This window comes from Roseobacter sp. MED193, assembly GCF_000152965.1.
In the GTDB taxonomy this organism is placed as follows: Bacteria; Pseudomonadota; Alphaproteobacteria; order Rhodobacterales; family Rhodobacteraceae; genus Pseudophaeobacter.
The window spans coordinates 1,182,244-1,198,254 of record NZ_CH902583.1 but is presented as its reverse complement, the minus strand read 5'-3'; the positions used below and the strand labels follow the sequence as shown (position 1 = coordinate 1,198,254).

Below are 16,011 nucleotides of genomic sequence, written 5' to 3'. Positions count from 1 at the left end.
TTTGCGTCATCTTGGCGGTGTTGTTGATGTCTGGTAGAATTTTTGCAACCAGACGTGTAGATCTCAGGTGAGGGGCGGCCCTTTGATGCGATGGATTGTGGAAAATGCCGGGATCAAACACGGACTTGCCTCCGTGCTCCTTAGCTGTCTGATTTGCATGCCAGTAACGGCCTTCGCCTGGCGGGCCTGGAACCATCACGAGGTTCTGCCGGTTTCCGAAGGTGTTTGGGAGGTCGTAAACCGGGTTGGTTCGGGGGCGCAGGACTATTGGTGTGGTATCGGCGATTTCGCTATTCGCGCGCTGCGCACGCAGGCGACACAGCGGATCTACATTTGGAAGGAAATTGGCCCCTCCGTTAATCGCCCAGGGCGTAAGTCGGTGCAGTTTTCTCTGACGCCGCCGCCGGGAAGCGATACCAGCACACGCTACTCCCTGAGCGTCAAAGTGCGGGGCGACAACATCAACGCGGCGACAGCGCGGAATTATTGCTATGATCGGCGAGACGATTTTTTCTTTCCATTCAATTGAACCAGCGGTTTGCCTGTGGTGTCCAGACTGGCCTGGCGCCAAAGAGCCCCTTGCACAAAAGACTGGCCTATAGCAGAGCTATAGCGTGCAGAAACAGTTTTACATCCCAACCCGTGGTCCGGGTCTTTATGAATTCACCCCAGAGCTGCGACACTGGCTGGCTGAGGTCGGCAATGCGCGGGGCATGCTCACGCTGTTTGTGCGCCACACGTCCTGCTCGCTGTTGATACAAGAAAATGCCGACCCAGAGGTGCAGGAGGATCTGCAGGCCTTCTTTTCCCGCTTGGTGCCGCCCTCAAACCATCCCGCCATGAGCTATCTGCGCCACACCTATGAGGGACCGGATGATATGCCAGCCCATATCAAGGCAGCCCTGTTGCCTGTCAGTCTCTCGATCCCTCTGACGGGGGAGGGCCTGGGTTTGGGAACCTGGCAGGGGGTTTACCTGTTTGAACATCGCGATGCGCCACACCGGCGCCAGATCCTGGCCCATATCAGCGGTTAACCTGCTTGATCTAGCGGTTGAATTTCCCCTCTACCCAATTCCTAGCGGCTGGCCTATAGTTGTGGATAACTGTGCAAGGTTTAGCACAAATGGCAGGTATTAGGAAAAGGGGATCCGTAGATGCGCTGTCCGTTTTGCGGGAATATCGATACTCAGGTGAAGGATTCACGCCCTGCCGAGGATCACGTATCCATCCGTCGACGTCGTTTCTGCCCTGCATGTGGGGGACGTTTTACCACCTACGAGCGGGTGCAGCTGCGCGATCTGGTGGTGGTCAAAACCAATGGCAAGCGCGAGGATTTTGACCGTGATAAGCTGGAACGCTCCATCCGCATTTCCATGCAAAAGCGCCCCATCGATCCTGAACGCATTGATCAGATGATCTCTGGCATAGTGAGACGATTGGAAAGCATGGGCGAGACCGATATTTCCTCTAGCAAGATCGGTGAAATCGTCATGGAGGCGCTGGCGCGGATCGATACCGTTGCCTACGTGCGCTTTGCCAGTGTTTACAAGAACTTTCAGGCGGCGGATGATTTTGAGGATTTTGTCCACGAATTGCGCCCTGATGCGCCGACCGAAGAGTGACTTTAGTCTCGCGATATCGGCCCTAATACAGGATCGATACGCGGTTGGAGATAGAGCTTCCCACGCCCGGATTGGCTAAGGCCTGATCCGGGCCTGTGTGTGATAACAGATAGGTGGGCATGACGTGACCCAATCCGATAGTCGATATATGGCACTCGCGCTGTCTCTTGGACGACGTGGCCAGGGCAATTGCTGGCCTAACCCCGCAGTGGGCTGTGTGTTGGTGCGCGAGGGGCGCATCGTTGGGCGTGGCTGGACCCAGCCCGGTGGTCGCCCGCATGCAGAGGTCGCCGCGCTGGCACAGGCCGGTAAGCTGGCGCGGGGCGCAACAGCCTTTGTGACGTTGGAGCCTTGCTCGCATCACGGAAAAACGCCGCCCTGTGCTCAGGCGTTGATTGACGCTGGCATTGCCCGGCTGGTGGCCGCTGTGGGGGACAGTGACCCGCGGGTCTCGGGGCAGGGGTTTGAGATGCTGCGCCAGGCCGGCATCGAGGTCGAGGTCGGGGTGCTGTCAGAGGAGGCCGCGCGGGATCACGCCGGGTTCTTTTACAAGACCGAACAGGGGCGTCCGTTTGTGACGCTTAAGATGGCGAGTAGTTTTGACGGTCGTATCGCCACTGGAACGGGTCAAAGCAAATGGATCACCGGACCAGAGGCGCGCCGGGCCGTTCATGCGATGCGTGCACGCCATGATGCGGTTGTGGTGGGCGCGGGCACGGCGCGGGCGGATGATCCTTCATTGACGGTGCGCGATCTCGGTGTGGCCCATCAGCCGGTGCGGGTGGTGATTTCACGGCATCTGGATCTGCCCTTGATCAGCCAGCTTGCCACCTCAGCCTCTAAGGTGCCGCTTTGGCTGTGCCACGGGCAAGGGGCGGATGTTGAGCGCAAACAGGCCTGGGAGGGCTTAGGCGCCCGTCTGCTGCCCTGCGCCAGTCGCGGCGTGCAGCTGGACCCGCATGATGTCCTGCAACAGCTTGGGGCTGCTGGGCTGACACGGGTGTTTTGCGAAGGTGGCTCTGCGCTTGCAGCCTCGCTACTGGCTTTTGATTTAGTGGACGAGCTGATTGGCTTTACCGCCGGTCTCGGCATCGGAGCTGAGGGATTGCCCTCAATCGGGGCACTGGGGCTACATCGGCTTGAGGCGGCGAATAGGTTTGACCTTATCGAAACCTGTCCGGTGGGCGCAGATGTGATGCACCGCTGGCGACGGGCGAGCTAAAGCGCAGACCTCTATCGTTTTCCGCGTCGCCACAGATGGGCATAGGTGGCAAAGGCTCCCTGAAGTTTTGCCAGGCTGCGGTTTCCAAGGCTGGGCTGGGGCAGCTCCCCAGAAATGAGCCGTTCGACCACCACTTCCGGAGGGCAAGGGAGATTGGTGAGGGGGTCAAAATAGCGTGGATAGTCAATTAGGACAGCATGGGCCAGCCCCAGAAGGTCGGGACGTGCAGCGCGCCAGGGCGGGGCTGTCCGCTTATCCGTAGTGAGCCCCCAGCCTGCATAAAAGGGCAGACCCAGCGTGGTGACCTTGGCCCCGCGTAACAAGGCTTCAAACCCCAAGAGAGAGGTCATGGTCCAGACCTCCTGGACCTCATCCAGCAGCGCCATTGGATCGCAGTTGCTGGCGACGACATCCGCCAGGTTCTCTGGAATTCCGCTCTCTGGCAGGCTGCCAGGTCGTAGCCCGGCTTCGACGTCAGGGTGCGGTTTGTAGATGATCACCGCTTTGGGGTTGGCTTTGCGGGTGGTGCGCAGCAGGTCAAGATTGGTATTGATCCGTCCACATCCGGCTTTGATCGAGGCATCATCCTCCACCTGCCCAGGCACCAGAATGCGATGGCCTGCGGGGAGGGCGGGGGGCTCGCCCGAAAGGTTGTATTTCGACAGGCTGTTGCGGATCAGCTGTTGGATCAATGCCTCAGCGCGCAGGGCCTCGGCTGGGCCAAGATCCGCACGCTGGGTGATCAGGTCATCCAGATCCGACGGCTGCCGGGGGTCATAGTAGATCCCCTGACGGTCCAGCACCAGAGACATGGGGGGCACAAGATCGGCCCCTAACCCGCGTGAGCGTAGAAAGCCGTCCTCGACATGTGTGGCGCCGGCATGGGTCTTGGCCTGTGCTTTGCTGGCCCAAACCATCCAGTTGCGGCCACTCTTGCGGGCCTCTTCTGGATTCTCGGTGAATTTCAGTTTCCGGGTCTGACCAAAGAACCCCTGGAGGGGGGAGCGCTTCCACAAACGCATGCCTGAAGCCACCCAGCCGGCCCGATCCTGCCGCCAGGCGCGGGTGCTGGCTTCCAATGTGTCGATCACGCGCTCAAGTTCGCAGAGCCTGTCAGTAAAGGGATCATACCAGGTCGGGTACAGGAACATGGCTGCGGAAAACAGCTGTGGCCGGGTGAGTTTACGTTGTCGCCGCGACACCGGGTCCTCGTCCTCGGTCAAGCCCCATCCTGCATAGAAGGGCTGGCCAAAAACCCGCGGTTTATGGCCCGCCAAAATTGCCTCGAACCCGAGCTGCGAGGATACGGTATAGACCGCAATCGCTCCCTCCAGAAGGCCCCAGGGAGAGACAGGATCGCTGAACATTTCAACCCGACCCTGCGCATCCGTGTCGAGGTAATGCCCAGAACGATGTCCATCGCGGGTTTCGGGGTGAGTCTTGATTAAAATGCGCGCGCCGGGGTGTTCTTCCTGGGCAAAGACAAGCATCTCCAGAAAACGGGCGCGATCCGCTTTGGAAGCGGTGACCGAGGCGTCGCCGCGCAACTGATCCACCACCAGAACATAGCCAGGGTCCGGCAGGGGGGGCGCTGGGCATAAAGCCGTTGTATTTGCTGAGATGTGCGTCCTGCAGGCGGCCAATAGCATTGCGGGCGCGGCGCATCATATGGCTGTCTTCCAGCGGGTGGGTGGCCAGCAGATCTTCCAGATCGGAGGGCTGGGCGGGATCAAAGTGCAGCCCCTTGCGGTCCAACAGCAGCCCCAGGGGCGGCTCTCCGGCGCGGCCAGGATGGATGGAGCGCAGAAAGGCGTCTTCTACGCGCAAAAGATCCGCGCCGTATTTGGCTGCAACGCTGCGCCCACGATGGGCGGTGGGGGAATTGCCCCAGACCCCAACCAGGTCACCCTCTTTTGGCAAGCCAAGACGGAGCTGATACCCCGCAAGGTCGAGAATGCGGCGCAGCCTTGGCTGGGTAACAAACCCGCCATTGTATACAAAAAGCCGGGAGCCTTGGCCCTCGGCTTTTGATGTGGCTGTTGCGCCGATCATCCCATTAGCCGCCAAACAGCGTTTCGACACTGGCGAGCGGTGTCAGCGGGCTGGCCAACAGTGAGATCGTCTTGGTCCACTGTGCATAGGGCGCTTCGGTGACATAAAGCGTGTCTTCGTCACGCACCACAAAGTCACGGGCGATGAACAATCCGTTGGGTTGCGTTAAGTTCAACACATAGACCATGCGCTGGGCGCCAACCAGATCGTCACGTCCCAGAACCTGATTGGCAATCTCTGCTGGTTCGTTGCGGAAGATAAACACCCCGGTGGGATCAGAAGTGGTGGAGATTAAGCCGCCAACCTGGGCGATGGCCTCAAGCGCCGACAGATCCTGGCTCTCAAAAGGCACACGCGCCTGGGCGCTGGTGGCGCCAAGGGCGGTAAAGGAGCGGCTGTCGGATTCTACCAAGATGCGGTCACCGCCGCGCAGGGCGATGTCCAACTCAGGGTGGTTGAACAGATCCTGGAACCAGATTTTGCCCTGTTCCTTGCCTCGGATCACAGTGATCTGAGCAATTTCGGGCTCAATTGCGACGCCGCCAGCCCGCGCCAACATGGTGGACAGTGTTCGGGTCGGGCGTTCGATGGCATAGACGCCCTGGCCCCCGACGGCGCCCGTCAGACTGACGGTGGAGCCATCCCCAGCAACGCGGCGCACCTGCACCTGTGGATCTGGCGTTTGGTCTTCCAGCTTTTTGGTGATCTCTTCGCGCAGCTGCTCAGGCGTATTGCCTGAGGCGCGCAGACGACCGGCATAGGGCACAAAAATATAACCAGCGCTGTCTACCTGTACCTCTTCAAGGGCGGTCGCGTTGGTGGCCTCACTGGCCAGTAGCCCGTCATCGGCGTTTTCCCAGATCGTCAGCCCCAATACATCTCCAGGGCGGATGGTATCCGAGGTCAGCCGTCCGGCATTGATAAAGCTCTGCGAAAAGCCAAGGGCCGGAACCACGGCGGTGGCGCGGGTAACACGGTCGTTGACGGAAACGATAAAGGCATCGCCTTCTTTCTGTACCGATCCGGCAAAGATTTGACGTTTGTTGGGGCCAACTTTTGGCAGGCCGCAAGACGCCGCAAGCGTCAATGCAGCGAGAATCGCCACGGGCCGCACCCATGAAAAGGGGACGTTTTTCACTGCTCGGTCTCCTCGACCTATTATTATTCTGCCTCAGTTTTTTGGACAGACTAACGCGGTTTGAGGATAAAATCCAGTCTTGCGAAAGGTTTCAGTCAGCGGACCACGGATAACTGTTGCCGCGGAGCCGCTGTGCCGTGGCGCAGGGCATCATAGGGATCATGCGGGGAGAGCATCATATCAACCACATGGCGCAGCAATTGGCGACGCCCGGATCGAGAATAAAAGCCCCCTGGCACCTGCGAGGTCTCTAGCAGGTAGCGCCGGTAGTCTTTATAGGCGCGGTTGTCCGGCCGGGCCGGTGCGGCAAAGAACTGTGCCAAGGGCTGGGACGAGGTGAAGGCCTCTTTGTCATAGACCGCATCGCCAAAGACCTTGAGTGGGATGCCGCGCCAGAGCACCTGCTGCCCAGCAGTGGAGTTCACGGTTACGGCGGTGCGCGCTTCGTTCAGAAGCTCTGCCAGTTTGCCACCGCGCACGTAATGCACGCGGTCCAGTATATTATGCTCCCGCGCCAGGCGGCGCAATTCGCGGCGGATTGGGCTACGCCCGTCTTCCAGCGGATGGGCCTTGATCACCAAATGATGGTGACGCGGCGCGCCTGTGGCAAAGCCTGCAATTACTTCCGCCAGGAAACCGCTCATGCTGTCAAAGGGAGAATGCATCTGAAACGAACTATCATGTTCTAGCTGCAACAGCGCTAGATGATAGGGGAAGCCCCCATTGCGAATGCGCCATGTGGCGACCCGACGCTCTAGCGCCTGCAGGGGCATCAACACCAACCGTTTCAAATAGAGCTGAAACTCGCGGGTAACAGGGATCGCGCGATGGGGTTCAAAGTTGCGATACCTGCGGTTCCAGAACATAACAAACCAATGATACAGGGCACCGTAAAACACATGTTGGCGCATGTCGCCCCAATGCGAGGGCGGTAACGGCGCCTCCATATCTGACAACTCCAATGCAGATTGCATCTCGCTCACGCTTGTTTGCATCAGGCGAGAATGCCCATTGGCACCGCCGCGTTCATAGGTGACCCAGTAGGGGCGCAGGTAGCCTTCTTCAAACACATGCACCTCTAGCCCCAGGTCCTGGGCGGCGGCAATCGCCTCAGCGTGGATTGGCCGGGTGTCACCGTAAAGGACAATATCGGTGATTGCCTTTTCTTGGCAGGTCTTTTCGAAAAACGCTTTCCACTCTGTCAGGGTGCCCTGATAGGGCAGGTACTGCGCTTTGTTTCGCCAAAAGGCCTGATCGCCAGCGTTAAAGCCAATTCGCCAAACCTGGCATCCCGCCCTGCACAGCATCCTGCCCAGGGCGTTGAAGAACGGCCCATGTGGTCCCTGAAGGAACAAGAAGGTCGGTTGCTTGGAATGGTGGGGGTGCATCAGAGGGAGGCATCTTTGGTTAAGGGTTAATACTCTAACGTAGGAGTGTAGCGCTGGACTGGGGCATAACTATGACCCCGCAAACCGGCAAGGCCTTGCGACAGGTTACGCCCCTCGGGATCGACGCGGCAAGCTCTCCTTTAGTGCCGCCCCAGGCCCATCCAGCCCGTTGCACGGGCTGACTGTCCCTCCCGGTTTTTGGGTAAGCTAAAGCAATGCTCAGAGCAGGGCTTGTGAAGCAGGGGCAGCTTGGGCTACCTCTGCGACAGGCATAATTCGCCGCAGCCAAAGCCTAGGAGTGCTCACGATGTTCACCGGTATCGTTACAGACATTGGAACCATTGCCCAGCTGGATCAGCAGGGGGATCTGCGGGCGCGGATTGCCACCAATTATGAAACCTCAGGCATCGACCTTGGGGCCTCGATTGCCTCGGATGGGGTCTGCCTTACTGTCATCGAGCTGGGCAAAGACTGGTACGATGTGCAGATCTCTGCAGAAACCGTGTCAAAAACCAATGTCGGTGCTTGGAAGATCGGCAAGCGCGTTAACCTGGAACGTGCCTTGAAAGTCGGTGATGAGCTGGGCGGGCATATCGTGTCGGGCCATGTGGATGGGGTGGCAGAGGTGGTCGAGCTGCAGGACGAAGGCGATAGCACCCGTGTGACTCTGCGCGCACCAAAGGAACTGGCGCGTTTCATTGCCCCCAAGGGATCCGTCGCTTTGAACGGCACCTCCCTGACGGTAAACGATGTGCAGGGCTGCGATTTTGGCATCAACTTCATCCCGCATACCAAAGAGGTGACCACCTGGGGGGATGTAAAGCTGGGCGACCAGGTGAACCTGGAGATCGATACCCTGGCGCGCTATGTGGCGCGGCTGCATGAGGCTGGCTGATTTTCCAGATCTGCCAGTTTGTCGTGCCGCCGGGGGGGACGCCTCCCCTGATATCATCTTTCCCAAAATATTCCGGGGTGAGGCCGCAAGGCCGAGGGGCAGCGCCCCATAGCCGTTTTGCGCCCCTTGTTTGCTACCATATGTCTCCGACGGTATATCCCATTGGAAAGGGATCGCTGGGATCCAAGCAGTAGGAGGCCAGGCCGTAAATCCAGCCCTGGCCGGACAGGCTAGGGACAATGGCTGGATAGTCTCCAACCCTGGTCGTTTTCAGAATCCGCCCGGTAAACGTCGTGCCCAGCGGGCCGGCATTCACATAGTCTTCCCCGATGCCAAGCTGACCTCGGGCATGCAGGACTGCCATCTTGGCGCAGGTGCCGGTGCCACAAGGAGAGCGATCTAGAATGCCGCTGGCATCCTGAGGACTGTCAGGATCAAAAACTCCAGTAGAAATTGTGATGGCACCGCGTCCATGCAGGCCGGGCTCTTGCGATGGTGCCCAGAGATTGGTGATGGTGGGGCCGGTAATATCAGGGTTTTCGGGATGTACGACAGGCAATTGTTCGACCGTGGCATGGCGAATGGCCTCGCTGATGCGCAGGATTTCTGCGCCATTCTCGGCGCGAGGGTCCAGTCCGATTGTTTCACCGTTCACCAGCACAAAGAACATGCCGCCCCAGGCCACATCCACCTTGATGGTGCCCAGACCTGCCACTTCGACCGGGGCATCGAGGTGCATGGCAAATGCCGGGACGTTTTGAAACGTCACCCGCGTTACCTTGCCATCGCAGCAGTCCGCGCGCACCTTTATGAGCCCCGCCGGCGCCTCTAAGGTCAGTTCTGTGACCGGTTCTACCATGCGCACAATACCTGTTTCCAAGAGCACAGTGACCACGCAGATGGTATTGGATCCCGACATTGGCGGGTATTCTGTCTGCTCAAAGATGATGAAACCGGCATCAGCCTCCGGATGGCAGGGGGGCACGATGGCATTGCCACACAGACCGGGATACCCGCGCGGCTCGCGCAGCATTAGCAACCGGATATCATCATGATTTTGTGCCATATCTTGCATCTTCTCAAAAACGGTATTGCCGCGCAAAAGCGGCATGCCGCCCGTGACGACACGGCCCGGTTCGCCCTCGGCATGGGCGTCGACGGCTTGCAGAATGCGGGATGCGCGCATGGCGGTGACTCTCCATCTATGTGAATATTGTATCCAATCTTGCCTTTGTGCCCGAAGTAAAACGCCGCGTCTAGCCTTTGCAGTGCCGCCTGTGGGGCTGGCATTTGGTGCCCGGCTGGGCTATTTCGCCCTATATACCCGCCGGGCGATGGGCCCTTGGGGCATCTGTACCGAAAGGCGATCAGCATGAGCTTTGAAACACCGGGGCCGGTCGAGGCCCGTTTGCGCGCGGCGATCAGCCCGATTGAAGAGATCATCAATGAGGCCCGTGCTGGGCGGATGTTCATCCTGGTCGACCATGAGGACCGCGAGAACGAAGGCGATCTGGTGATCCCGGCTCAGAGCGCAGATGCGGCAGCGATCAATTTCATGGCCACCCATGGGCGCGGTCTGATTTGCCTGACCCTGCCTGCTGAGCGGATCGACGAGCTGGGCCTGCCAATGATGGCAATGCATAATTCCTCGCGTCATGAAACCGCCTTTACTGTCTCGATTGAGGCCCGCGAGGGCGTCTCCACCGGCATTTCCGCAGCCGACCGTGCCCTGACCGTCGCCACGGCAATCGACCCTGAAAAAAGCGCAGCAGATATCGCCACCCCTGGCCATGTCTTCCCGCTGCGCGCGCGGCGCGGTGGTGTCTTGGTGCGGGCTGGTCATACCGAAGCGGGCTGCGACGTGGCGCGCCTGGCCGGGCACTATCCGTCTTCGGTAATTTGCGAGATCATGAACGAGGACGGCACCATGGCCCGCCTGCCGGATCTAGTGGACTACGCCGAGAAGCACGGGCTGAAGATCGGTACGATCTCTGACCTCATTACCTACCGCGCCAGAAACGATAACCTGGTGGTTGAGACCAGCCGCAGCGCCGTTACGTCGGAGTTTGGTGGGGAATGGGATATGCGGATTTTTACCGACCAAACCCATGGCGTGGAACATGTTGCTCTGATCAAGGGCGATATCGCCTCTGGTGGTCCGGTGCTGACACGGACCCATGCGCTGCACGAGGCCTCGGATATTCTGGGCCTTGGCCCAAAGCCGGTAAAAGAGCTACCGCGCGCGATGGAGCTGATCGCAGAAGAGGGGCGTGGTGTCGTTTGCCTGTTCCGCGAGCCGCGGCATTCGCTCTATGCCCCTGAGGAGGAAGGCCCGCGCACCATCAAGAACACTGGCCTTGGGGCCCAGATTCTGTCCAGCTTGGGCGTCGAGGAGCTGGTGCTGTTGACGGATTCTCCTTCGACCACCTACCTCGGTATTGATGCCTATGGGCTGTCCATTGTCGGCACCCGCCCTATTCTCAAGGAGTCCTGATATGGCTGGACACGAACAGCACTACATCATGCCGCGCGCTGAATTCGACAAGCCGGTGAAACTCGCCATTGTGATGTCGCCCTATTACAAAGATATCGCTGACAATATGCTGGCAGGAGCCAAGGCCGAGATTGAAGCTGCAGGTGGGTCTTATGAGATCGTCGAAGTGCCCGGTGCTCTGGAGATCCCTACGGCGATTGCCATTGCGGATCGGAGCGCCAACTTTGATGGCTTTGTGGCCCTGGGCTGCGTCATTCGCGGGGAAACCACCCATTATGATACCGTCTGCAATGACAGTAGTCGCGCCATTCAATTGCTGGGCCTGCAGGGGCTTTGCATTGGCAATGGCATATTGACGGTTGAGAACCGCAAACAGGCCGAAGTGCGCGCCGACCCGGAAGATCAAAACAAGGGCGGTGGCGCTGCGGCTGCGGCCTTGCATCTTATCGCGCTGACGCGTAAGTGGGGCGCCCAGACCAAGGGAGTCGGCTTTAAGGCGCCTTCCGAAGCCATTCAGCTGGCTGGCACAGAAAACGGACCCCGCACAGCATGACCCATTCGGACAGCGCCCCCAAGGGCAATGGTAAGACCCAGATGAAATCTGCCGCACGGCTTTATGCCGTGCAGGCATTGTTTCAGATGGAGCACAGCGATTTGACCTTTGATAAGGTGATTGCTGAATTTGAAAACCATCGCTTTGGCGCTGTTTATGAAGATGGCGAAATGGCCGAAGGCGACACCGGCCTCTTTCGTAAGTTGTTGAAAGATGCAGTGAACTTTCAAGCACCTATCGATCAGATGACGGATCGCGCCCTGGTGGCAAAATGGCCAATTGCCCGCATCGATCCCACCTTGCGGGCGCTCTTCCGCGCAGCTGGTGCTGAGTTCACCCAGTCCAATACGCCGCCCAAAGTGGTGATAAACGAATTCGTCGATATCGCCCGGGCCTTCTTTCCCGAAGGCAAAGAGGCCAAGTTCGTGAATGCTGTGCTGGACCACATGGCGCGGGAGGCAAAGCCGGACTCTTTCTGAGTGGGATCTGATTCGACCTGTTGAAAAGCGCGTCCCCTGAGGCGCGCTTTTTTTGTAGGGCTGTTCAGTTTGGTTGCTGGGTGCGACACTATATTCAGGCAAAACTGCCGCAACATGCCCGGGTATCACTGGACCTTCCCGCGCAGGGTGCTACTCTCTTTGTGCACAATAAAGATGAGGTCGTCATGCCCAAGCTGGTAAAACTCTACATCAAAAATGTGATCATCGGATTTGGTATCGCTGCTGGTTTTGTCGCGATGCTGCTGTGGTTCAATGTGATGAACCTCTGGGCGCTGGTCAGTCAATCCAGCGATGGGCTATTGGCGGTTTTCCTGCTGTGGTTCATGAATGGCATCGTTTTTGCCGGTGTACAGTTTGCCTGGGTCATTATGGCAATGGCGGGTAAAGATGAGGGGCCGCGCGGCGGCACACCGGTTGCGCACCGTTTTGAACCGGCTCGGGTCAAGGCTGAGGCACCCGCTGGACAAATGCGCCCATTGAACAAACGACGTTAACGCTGCTGCACAGCTTCCGTTTTATGAAACAGTAATGCGATTTTAAAAACCGCGCTCTCAGATTTGAGGAGCGCGCTTTTTTTGCTGACAACGCTGACCGGGAATTAAAGTGTGACGGGACCACCGCAGACGTGCGGTTTTGATTCCCGGGGACCTGTATGTACAGGTGGGCGCCAGGTAAACGGACCAGGGTCCGAACAGAGCCAGCTCCCGTGGAATTGCTTAAGGCCACTGGAATGCTTCCGGTCACTGAAAGGGCAGAACCCGCCACTCTGTCTAGGTAGTGCCCCGGCGCCGGCAAAGCAAGAGGCGCGGAACGCGATCAGGGTTTAGTCACGGACACAGTGAAGATGTGACACAGGGACTTGTGTTTTGTTCTCTTATTGTTCACGTTGAGTTTATGGAGACATTTCGCCAATCCAATCCCACGCCCAAGGGGCATTTGCAGCCAGGTCAGATGCTGGCTCGCGGTGTCTCACGCCATTTGCACGCGCTTGGTTTTGCCTCGTTGCAGGAATTTGTACCCACGCGCGGGCTGCGGGTGGACGTGTTGGGGTTGGGGCCCAAGGGCGAGCTATGGGTGGTCGAATGCAAATCCAGCCGGGCGGATTTCCAGTCAGATCGAAAATGGCAGGGCTATTTGGAATGGTGTGATCGCTACTTTTGGGCGGTCAATACTGAGTTCCCGGTTGATCTGCTGCCCAAGGGCACGGGGCTGATCATTGCGGATGGCTATGATGCCGAGGTGATCCGTATGGCGCCTGAAGACAAGCTGGCTGCCCCCCGGCGTAAGAAACTGACCCAGAAATTTGCCAGGGACGCAGCGCGGCGTCTGCAGTCCCTGTGCGACCCGCGCCTTGGTCGGGGTGGTCCGCTTTTCACTGATCCCACCAATCGGGGCTGACGCCCCGAGGCTGTGACTGTTTAGCCTGTAACCATACGGGCAGCCTGGGCGGCGGCGCGCAGTTCGTCTGCGATTTCTTCGGCTTCTTCCGGATCAAAATCCATCGGGATTTCGACGCCGTCGGCCTCGATGAACAGCCGTACCATGCCTTGGTCGGTGGGGCCGATTTGCATGTTTGCTTCGATGTCGCGTTCGCTATTGATACCCATTTTGCACTCCTGCCGCAGATCTATTGCCGGTGTCCGGTGCTATCCCGCGGAGGCTTGAAAGGCAAGCTGCTCTGAGCTTTGATAGGGCATGGCAGAGATAACACTGCGTCGATTCGAACCGTCAGATTGTCAATGGCTGGTGGCCCGCCACCAGGATCTTTATGCGCGCGATGAGGGGTTTGATGATAGCTTTGGTCCTCTGGTGGCTGAGATTTTGCAGGATTTTTGTGAAAGTCACGATCCGGCCTGTGAACAAGGATGGATTGCGCATCGTGGGACACAGCGGTTAGGGTCGATCTTTTGTGTGCGCCAGAGTGAAACCACTGCAAAACTGAGGCTGTTTCTCCTGACACCCGAGGCACGCGGGCAGGGCTTGGGCAAAGAGCTGCTGAACCATTGCATGTCCTTTGCCCGCAGCGCGGGATATCACGATATGCAGCTTTGGACCCATGAAAGCCATCACGCCGCCTGTGCACTTTATGCAGCCTTTGGTTGGCAATTGGTCTCTAGCAAGCCGGTTCACTCCTTTGGACAGGATTTGATCGAACAAAGCTGGGAAGTTGTGTTATAAAGCTCTTGCGCTTCGGTTTTCCCTAGGCTAAATCGCCCGCAGTGCCGCCTTAGCTCAGTAGGTTAGAGCGCCTGATTGTGGATCAGGAGGTCCCCCGTTCGAGCCGGGGAGGTGGTACCATCAAAACAATGACTTACCGGTTTTCAAGATTGGTGTTTGATCATTGTTGGAACGTGTTTTCTAAAATAATAATCCGACTACCCTGAGTTTCTGAGTCGATCCACCCTGTTTGCGGATTCTGATCGACCCCGTGAATAGCGATTGGGCGCCATTAACGTAGGCCTGCAATCCAATGGCGCCGATCCATGCGCAAAACCCGTACAGATCCCCGCGGGCTGGCTGAGTGATCAGCAGATTGAGGTTTTTTGGGGGCGGGATCGGCAGGAGCTGCTGAAATGCGGTGACAAGGTGGACCCGCTTTCCGGCCGCGCTGTCGAGTAGCTGTGGCAGCAGGTGGCGCGTAATTTTCTCACTTTGTGTTCCAAAAAAATCGTGTTACCGATCCGCCATGGCTTGGTTTTTTATCGTTTTAACTCTGGCTCTCGGGCCGCTTCAATGGATTACACTTGCGAACGTCGGGCTTCAGTTGAAGCCTGTGCATATCCCCTTTTTTATGCTTGCGGTAACTGGGTGGTGGCGACTTTACTCTGGGTGTGTTCCGGGTTCCGCCGTAAGACGTGGCATCCCATTTGCTACCTTCTACGCTTGCTACCTAGTGCTTCTGCTTTTGTCGGCAACGATCAATGGGACAGGCTTCATTACAGTTGCCAAATACATCATCTATTTTTTGAGTTCACTTGGCTGGTTTTTCGTTCTGGCGACTATGGATAGACCCAAGGCGGTGTCCGCTGTCGTGTGGGGCGGCATTTCTGCTGCTGTGTTATTCTTTATCGTGGCCCTGATCACGCTTCAGTTGCGCGGAATCAATATGTTCCAGGTGATCGGAAGTGCCATTACGACGGGCAACGCTGCCTTGATGCAATTCATGATTTTCAGAAACGTTTTCAACGCTGAGGGTGTTTCGTCGGAGGATGTCGTTGGGGTCGCACTGCGCCACACTTCCCTTGGTTTCATTTTTATTGGGGCCTTGGTTTCACTCGCTAATGCCCGCCGTGCACCAGTTGCTTTTGGGGTGCCGTTTTTGCAGTCCTCATCATCCTAGTCAGCGTTAGCAGATCTCAAATTTTGGCCTGTTTACTGGCCTTGGCACCTCTTGCCGTGGGGTTGCCAAAGTCATCGCCGCGGTTATTCTTTTAGGGTTTCTTGACGGCAATGTCAGCTGCATTTTTCCTTGCCGTCAAAGTAGACCTTAGCGGCCTAACGAACATCATTGATCAGCGATTTGGAAACTTTTCAGAGGATGGACGCGTTGGAATGTTCAGCTCTGCGTTAGGGGTCATAAACGAACGACCTGTATTGGGATATGGACCAGGTTATGTATTTGATCACAGCGGTTCGGGTCTTCACCAGGTGCATAATCTCTTCTTTGGAGCCTGGATGCAGGGAGGCGTGTTGTGCATGCTTGCTGCGATTTGCTTCACACTTTGCCTTATACGGGAGTACCTCCATGGAATCCTGCGTTCCTCTGGGGCACCTGAGAAGATCATAATGTTCGGATTATTGATGCTTCCGCTGTTCCGGTCACAGATCAGCGGCGGCGGCGGAAACTATACTCTTCCAGAATGGATCTGCATCGCTGTGGTATTTGCTCTTGCGGTCCCTAGAACAGGGAGTAAACGAGCTGGTGAACCACGAACCCAGTGGGAAGGGCGGCTAGGGCTTGCAACGCAGTAATCCGCTTAACTGCAGCCTCAAGTCGAGGCATTTCGAAAATGAGTAGTGTGGCGAAGATTATTGCGGCCAATAGCAACGATAGGTCGGTGTAGCCGCCTAGGGCCAGCCCTAACAGAAGGGTGCCGAACAGGCCGCTGCCAGCTGAAAACACTGCGCAACCCAAAAGGCTTGCTTG

At 57.7% G+C, this 16,011-nt stretch carries 17 protein-coding genes, 1 tRNA gene and 1 pseudogene; 14 read left to right on the top strand and 5 right to left on the bottom strand.

The features are described from left to right. Window positions 1-85: 85 nt before the first annotated feature. The 4 genes from MED193_RS08185 to ribD all read left to right on the top strand — a co-directional run bounded on the left by MED193_RS08185 (window position 86) and on the right by ribD (window position 2,844). Window positions 86-529 (top strand): hypothetical protein, encoded by a 444-nt coding sequence (locus MED193_RS08185; protein ID WP_009809222.1) that lies wholly within the window; start codon window positions 86-88, stop codon window positions 527-529. 85 nt (window positions 530-614) lie between these two features. Beyond that, entirely contained in the window at window positions 615-1,034 is a 420-nt protein-coding gene (locus tag MED193_RS08180; RefSeq protein WP_009809221.1) for a secondary thiamine-phosphate synthase enzyme YjbQ, read from the top strand. A gap of 120 nt (window positions 1,035-1,154) precedes the next feature. Continuing rightward, window positions 1,155-1,622 carry a transcriptional regulator NrdR gene (gene nrdR, locus MED193_RS08175; RefSeq protein ID WP_009809220.1) on the top strand — a complete coding sequence of 156 codons (468 nt, stop codon included), beginning with the start codon at window positions 1,155-1,157 and terminating at the stop codon, window positions 1,620-1,622. Between the two features lie 124 nt (window positions 1,623-1,746). After that, entirely contained in the window at window positions 1,747-2,844 is a 1,098-nt protein-coding gene (ribD, locus tag MED193_RS08170; RefSeq protein ID WP_302621667.1) for a bifunctional diaminohydroxyphosphoribosylaminopyrimidine deaminase/5-amino-6-(5-phosphoribosylamino)uracil reductase RibD, read from the top strand. 11 nt (window positions 2,845-2,855) lie between these two features. Here ribD and MED193_RS08165 read toward each other — a convergent pair. The 3 genes and pseudogenes from MED193_RS08165 to MED193_RS08150 all read right to left on the bottom strand — a co-directional run bounded on the left by MED193_RS08165 (window position 2,856) and on the right by MED193_RS08150 (window position 7,422). Next, window positions 2,856-4,896 (bottom strand): annotated as a pseudogene (locus tag MED193_RS08165) (capsular polysaccharide biosynthesis protein). Between the two features lie 4 nt (window positions 4,897-4,900). Continuing rightward, window positions 4,901-6,034 (bottom strand): polysaccharide biosynthesis/export family protein, encoded by a 1,134-nt coding sequence (locus MED193_RS08155; RefSeq protein WP_009809216.1) that lies wholly within the window; start codon window positions 6,032-6,034, stop codon window positions 4,901-4,903. Between the two features lie 95 nt (window positions 6,035-6,129). Continuing rightward, complete coding sequence (locus tag MED193_RS08150) at window positions 6,130-7,422, bottom strand: capsule biosynthesis protein (RefSeq protein WP_009809215.1); 1,293 nt, start codon at window positions 7,420-7,422, stop codon at window positions 6,130-6,132. Between the two features lie 307 nt (window positions 7,423-7,729). Here MED193_RS08150 and MED193_RS08145 point away from each other — a divergent pair, with 307 nt between their 5' ends. After that, the gene (locus tag MED193_RS08145) at window positions 7,730-8,317 is read left to right on the top strand and encodes a riboflavin synthase (protein WP_009809214.1); all 588 of its coding nucleotides are present in this window, start codon (window positions 7,730-7,732) and stop codon (window positions 8,315-8,317) included. 133 nt (window positions 8,318-8,450) lie between these two features. Here MED193_RS08145 and MED193_RS08140 read toward each other — a convergent pair whose 3' ends face one another. Next, window positions 8,451-9,503, bottom strand: coding sequence for a proline racemase family protein (locus MED193_RS08140; protein WP_009809213.1), 1,053 nt, complete (start codon window positions 9,501-9,503; stop codon window positions 8,451-8,453). A 186-nt stretch (window positions 9,504-9,689) separates the two neighbouring features. Here MED193_RS08140 and ribB point away from each other — a divergent pair, with 186 nt between their 5' ends. The 5 genes from ribB (at window position 9,690) to MED193_RS08115 (ending at window position 13,262) form a co-directional block, all read left to right on the top strand. Further along, window positions 9,690-10,811, top strand: coding sequence for a 3,4-dihydroxy-2-butanone-4-phosphate synthase (gene ribB / locus MED193_RS08135; RefSeq protein ID WP_009809212.1), 1,122 nt, complete (start codon window positions 9,690-9,692; stop codon window positions 10,809-10,811). Between the two features lies 1 nt (window position 10,812). Further along, window positions 10,813-11,364, top strand: a complete 552-nt coding sequence (locus MED193_RS08130; RefSeq protein ID WP_009809211.1) for a 6,7-dimethyl-8-ribityllumazine synthase — start codon at window positions 10,813-10,815, stop codon at window positions 11,362-11,364. Next, window positions 11,361-11,843: a transcription antitermination factor NusB gene (gene nusB / locus MED193_RS08125; protein WP_009809210.1), complete on the top strand. Its 483-nt coding sequence runs from the start codon at window positions 11,361-11,363 to the stop codon at window positions 11,841-11,843. Before MED193_RS08130 ends, nusB begins: the two co-directional genes overlap by 4 nt. Window positions 11,844-12,028: 185 nt before the next feature. After that, window positions 12,029-12,358, top strand: coding sequence for a hypothetical protein (locus MED193_RS08120; RefSeq protein WP_039966021.1), 330 nt, complete (start codon window positions 12,029-12,031; stop codon window positions 12,356-12,358). A 400-nt stretch (window positions 12,359-12,758) separates the two neighbouring features. Continuing rightward, window positions 12,759-13,262, top strand: coding sequence for an MmcB family DNA repair protein (locus MED193_RS08115; RefSeq protein WP_009809208.1), 504 nt, complete (start codon window positions 12,759-12,761; stop codon window positions 13,260-13,262). Window positions 13,263-13,282: 20 nt separating this feature from the next. Here the strand turns inward: MED193_RS08115 and MED193_RS08110 are convergent, their stop codons facing one another. After that, window positions 13,283-13,471, bottom strand: a complete 189-nt coding sequence (locus MED193_RS08110) for a DUF6324 family protein (protein WP_009809207.1) — start codon at window positions 13,469-13,471, stop codon at window positions 13,283-13,285. 88 nt (window positions 13,472-13,559) lie between these two features. Between MED193_RS08110 and MED193_RS08105 the strand changes: the two genes are divergently transcribed. The 4 genes from MED193_RS08105 (at window position 13,560) to MED193_RS23395 (ending at window position 15,836) form a co-directional block, all read left to right on the top strand. Continuing rightward, complete coding sequence (locus tag MED193_RS08105; protein ID WP_009809206.1) at window positions 13,560-14,042, top strand: GNAT family N-acetyltransferase; 483 nt, start codon at window positions 13,560-13,562, stop codon at window positions 14,040-14,042. A gap of 43 nt (window positions 14,043-14,085) precedes the next feature. Beyond that, window positions 14,086-14,162 (top strand) — tRNA-His (locus MED193_RS08100). Window positions 14,163-14,550: 388 nt separating this feature from the next. After that, a complete protein-coding gene (locus tag MED193_RS08090; protein WP_009809204.1) occupies window positions 14,551-15,204 on the top strand; it encodes a hypothetical protein in 654 nt (217 codons plus the stop codon). A 110-nt stretch (window positions 15,205-15,314) separates the two neighbouring features. After that, the gene (locus MED193_RS23395; protein ID WP_368072269.1) at window positions 15,315-15,836 is read left to right on the top strand and encodes a hypothetical protein; all 522 of its coding nucleotides are present in this window, start codon (window positions 15,315-15,317) and stop codon (window positions 15,834-15,836) included. The last annotated feature ends 175 nt before the right edge of the window (window positions 15,837-16,011 follow it).

Bases quoted from the DNA above. Each gene is read 5' to 3' on its own strand.
- MED193_RS08185 (WP_009809222.1), top strand. From the start codon at position 86: ATGCGATGGATTGTGGAAAATGCCGGGATCAAACACGGACTTGCCTCC.
- nrdR (WP_009809220.1), top strand. From the start codon at position 1,155: ATGCGCTGTCCGTTTTGCGGGAATATCGATACTCAGGTGAAGGATTCA.
- MED193_RS08150 (WP_009809215.1), bottom strand. From the start codon at position 7,422: ATGCACCCCCACCATTCCAAGCAACCGACCTTCTTGTTCCTTCAGGGA.
- MED193_RS08145 (WP_009809214.1), top strand. From the start codon at position 7,730: ATGTTCACCGGTATCGTTACAGACATTGGAACCATTGCCCAGCTGGAT.
- MED193_RS08140 (WP_009809213.1), bottom strand. From the start codon at position 9,503: ATGCGCGCATCCCGCATTCTGCAAGCCGTCGACGCCCATGCCGAGGGC.
- ribB (WP_009809212.1), top strand. From the start codon at position 9,690: ATGAGCTTTGAAACACCGGGGCCGGTCGAGGCCCGTTTGCGCGCGGCG.
- MED193_RS08130 (WP_009809211.1), top strand. From the start codon at position 10,813: ATGGCTGGACACGAACAGCACTACATCATGCCGCGCGCTGAATTCGAC.
- nusB (WP_009809210.1), top strand. From the start codon at position 11,361: ATGACCCATTCGGACAGCGCCCCCAAGGGCAATGGTAAGACCCAGATG.
- MED193_RS08120 (WP_039966021.1), top strand. From the start codon at position 12,029: ATGCCCAAGCTGGTAAAACTCTACATCAAAAATGTGATCATCGGATTT.
- MED193_RS08115 (WP_009809208.1), top strand. From the start codon at position 12,759: ATGGAGACATTTCGCCAATCCAATCCCACGCCCAAGGGGCATTTGCAG.
- MED193_RS08110 (WP_009809207.1), bottom strand. From the start codon at position 13,471: ATGGGTATCAATAGCGAACGCGACATCGAAGCAAACATGCAAATCGGC.
- MED193_RS08105 (WP_009809206.1), top strand. From the start codon at position 13,560: ATGGCAGAGATAACACTGCGTCGATTCGAACCGTCAGATTGTCAATGG.
- MED193_RS08090 (WP_009809204.1), top strand. From the start codon at position 14,551: ATGGCTTGGTTTTTTATCGTTTTAACTCTGGCTCTCGGGCCGCTTCAA.
- MED193_RS23395 (WP_368072269.1), top strand. From the start codon at position 15,315: ATGTCAGCTGCATTTTTCCTTGCCGTCAAAGTAGACCTTAGCGGCCTA.